The sequence below is a fragment of the Parashewanella sp. 2304DJ23-3 genome (assembly GCF_056591695.1).
Genome location: NZ_JBWQOH010000016.1, coordinates 1 through 3,914 on the forward strand (window position 1 = coordinate 1; position 3,914 = coordinate 3,914).

General features: G+C 38.7%; 2 protein-coding genes. Both read right to left on the reverse strand.

Translation table 11 applies throughout. The annotated features are described in order from the left end of the window. On the reverse strand, positions 1-1,101 hold a 1,101-nt coding region (locus AC1EU2_RS18575), incomplete at its 3' end, for a VCBS domain-containing protein (protein WP_480299767.1). Positions 1,102-1,325: 224 nt separating this feature from the next. Next, positions 1,326-3,914: Ig-like domain-containing protein (locus AC1EU2_RS18580; protein ID WP_480299768.1), on the reverse strand; the 2,589-nt coding region annotated here is incomplete at its 5' end.

Genomic DNA, 3,914 nt, shown 5'->3' on the forward strand with positions numbered 1-3,914 from the left:
TCGCACTGTGTAGATTAGGTCAATGCTGTCGCCGTCTTGCATGGCTTCGACGACTGCTGCATTGTTATCTAGTTCAAAAGTCCACAAACCCGAAATTGCGTCAACGCTGAAGCTGCCATACGCAGTTTGGGCACTTTCAAGGTTCCAAGTTAATTCGCTTTGGTCATTATCAATGTCAGTCGCAGTTAGCCGGCCGCTGATGCTTGGGATCCCTGAAGTGTTATTATTTAGTACATCTACACCCGATTCATCGACGGTACCAGCAAAAACATCGCCAGTGATAACAGGTCTGTCATTTGTTCCCTCAACGGTAATAATAACAAATGATTCAGCAATGCCACCTTGTCCATCGTTTACTCTGACCGTATAAGTCAAAGTAACAGTTTCCCCCTCTTGAAGTGCTTGTACGATATCGGCTTGATTATCTAGAGTAAAAACCCAGGTTCCTGAAACTGCATCAAGTGAAAAAGAACCATAGTCATTTTGTGAAGACTCGATACTCCAAACTAATTCATTTTGATTTTCAGCATCACTGGCTTGCATTTGCCCAGTAACTGTAGATATACCTACAAAATCATTATTATTAGAGTCGGCGCCTGACTCATCAACGAAGCCATTATCTGGCCCTAAGATTACTGGTGGTGTATTTACTGAATCTGGAGAATCATCTTGAGCAGAAACTTCTCCTACAGGAAGTTCTTGTGTATCGAATAAGGTTCGGGCAATTGTCTCAGAAGCATTTCGAGTTAATTCAACAGAATCAAATCCACCTTGGTTTCCAATTGGACCACCTGCTGCAGTCTCTGGTAGATCAACGGTAGGATCACCGCCAGCAGCAATGATAGCTTGTAATTGTTGGATATCAGTAGTTAGCTCAACCTTTATTAAGCTTGAATTATCACTGAGCTGAACTGAGTTTGAACGAATTTCACCGTCATCAAATTGAATTTGAAAGAGCGCACGTTCTTCAGCTACGATGCTCGCACCTTGAGGAATGAGCTCGTTCTCTGCAGCACGATACTCGATATCACCCAGTTTTACAGTTACTTTTCCAGAAACAGCAGTAAACCTGCCAGCTTGCACTGCAGTATAACGATCCATGTCATCCCCTAATCACTTCCATCCATGAAGTGAATATTTTGTATACAAAATGAAAATAGATTAAACTTTAACCTGATTACAAGTAAACGTCAATTTTTTGACAAAAATGTGAAACTGAATTTTTAGCGCAACTTATTAAAACGATCACCACCTCCATAGGGGCGTTAAAATTGGCAACAAAAAAGCCCCAAATTGGGGCTTTTGAAGAAATGTTTTACTATCCATTATGGAATATTAATCGATGAATCTACGTATTTATATTCATCTAGTTCTGGAGCCCCACTCACTTTAGCTTGTAATGGAGCTGCAACCCCCTCACCAAGAATTAATGCGCCTGAGCCATCTCGATCACTACCAAGTAGTTCATTCCATGCAAGTTCGACATTATAATCTAGTGCTTCACCTACATCGTTGAGAACTATTTGCTGTGTAGGTTCTGCAGATTTATCCCCATCGGCATAAATATCTATAATTAACTTATTATCTAATCTATTGCCGTTATCGTCAGTAAATCTTAGGGTTAAATAGTTTTCAATTATATCTATGTCTTCATCGATTAATAAATCGCTTAAATCTAATTTATCGATACCAACATCAAAATCTAAAATAGTATCTTGACCTGTATCTCCCTTTAACCAGACAAAGGTATCTTCGAATCCATCAATGCCACCATCACCTCTGAGAATATCATTGCCAGCTCCACCCTTGATGATATCTTCTCCCTTGCCGCCCATTAAAGTATCATCACCTTTTCCTGCAATAAGAAGATCATTACCAATATTACCTTCTAGTATGTCGCTTCCGTTGCTACCAACAAGGACGTCGTCCCCTTTAAGCCCTTTAAAATGAACACCAGGATCTTTTTCATTAGTGTCACCTGCTATCATAATATTGTTAAATTCGTCACCGTCGATAGATCTCGTGAGATCATTTTCTCTGACATCAATATCTACTGTTGAACTTGAATACTGACCGTATGAATTTAATTGGTATTCAAATGAAGCATCATCAATTACATCAACCAAAATCTTGTCATCAGTGTGAATTGCACCGGTTACAACTTTAAATGAAGTACCCATTGGCGCTATATCTGAGTGCAATAACCACTCTTCAGGAATTTCAATTGTTCCACTAGAAGCTGTTGTTATGATATCGGCCGTATTAGCGATAGGATCAATAGCTACGTATCCCTGAGGATACACATATAAGTCGAAAGAAGAAGAAGTTGATTCACTACTATTATTACTTTCTGTGCTTGTTGCAGTAACCGTTACTTCATAAGTTCCGACTTGATCGGTTTGGACAAACAGTGAACTATAATCCCAACTATCAGGAATAATGACTTTGCCTTCAGCGTCTACCTCAAGAGGACCTACTTGAGTACCATCTGCAAGTAAACCTTTAACTAAGGTCCCAGCAGGTAAACCTGAAAGTTCAATTGATAGTGTTTCATCAGGATCAGTAAGTGACGCTGTAATTTCACTGATCTTGATAAAGCTATCTTCGTAACCTTCATTAATTTGTTCTGAGAAACTGATGTTGTCTAAGAGCGCACCGTGTGTGTTTCCGTTATTTGCATAGAATTCAATTCGATACAAACCAGATTCATCAACATTAATGACTTGATTTATCTGTTGCCACACATTTGTACTATTGAAATCTACTTCTATTGTTTCAACAATTTCAAGTTCACCATTCGGTCCCATTTTTTGTATTTTGACAACAAAGTTGGAATCATCTGGAGTTACCCCTGCCCTTGCGGCAGCTTCAAAATTAATTTCATAATCTCTGCCTTCTTTAAGCTCAATATCAAAGAATAAACTTCTATCACCATTATGATTCTCAAGCTCAAGAACATACCCATGGCCTGCAGCTGCAGATGAACTTAGATAGGTAGTAGCAGTTCCTATTTCTAAATTACCAGAAGAGTTATGAGTTCCCCAATTGCCAACAAACCTCTCATCTAAAGTAGAAGAATTAACATTTTGCTTGTAGCTACTAGTATGAATTCCTTCAAAGTTAAGAGAGGCTAATAAGCTATCTGATGTAAGCTGTAATTCTGGCGCTGATGCAACAATCTCTACTTCTGCCATATCATCAGCATTACCTGAAGCGTTACCTGTTTTATCAATTTGTTTAGCCCTAACATTAATGCTCTCGCCTTCTTCAGGTTCAGAAATTGACCAAGAAATTGCACCAGTAGAAGAGTCATATACAAAGCCAGTAACTTCATTATCATTAATATCCGTTACGATTAACTGGCCTGTCTCTGACAGAATGGCTTTATACCAAATATCAGTCGAATAATTTGGACTTGTTCCTACTAATAGGTGGATATCAACTTGCCCACCTTTCAATAGCTCAGTATGATCGATCGTAACTCGTAGTAGGACACCATCATCGCCCATTTCATCTTGAGTAAGCGTTTTATCATTATTTACGTCATCGACAATTTCTACTATTGGATCTTTTGGAGCTGTCGTATCGTTAATATCAATAAGAACATCAGCAGGCTCACTAAAGTTAATTCCATCAGTGATTGTATAATTAAAGCGAATCTCTGTTGGTTCATTTCCAGAATATTGAAACTCAAATGTCCCATCACGATTGATGATTAGTGTGCCGCCCTCAATAGGAACTGAAGCCTTCCCATCGTCATCAAAATTAACAACTTTGCCATTGATATGGCTTATTATTAACGCATCATTATCTACATCAAAATCTGAACCATTGCCGTTATTAGCATTGATCAGATCACCTACAATAGGAGAGTTAAGTTCCACATCAAAGTTGTCATTTGTTGCAACAGGAAT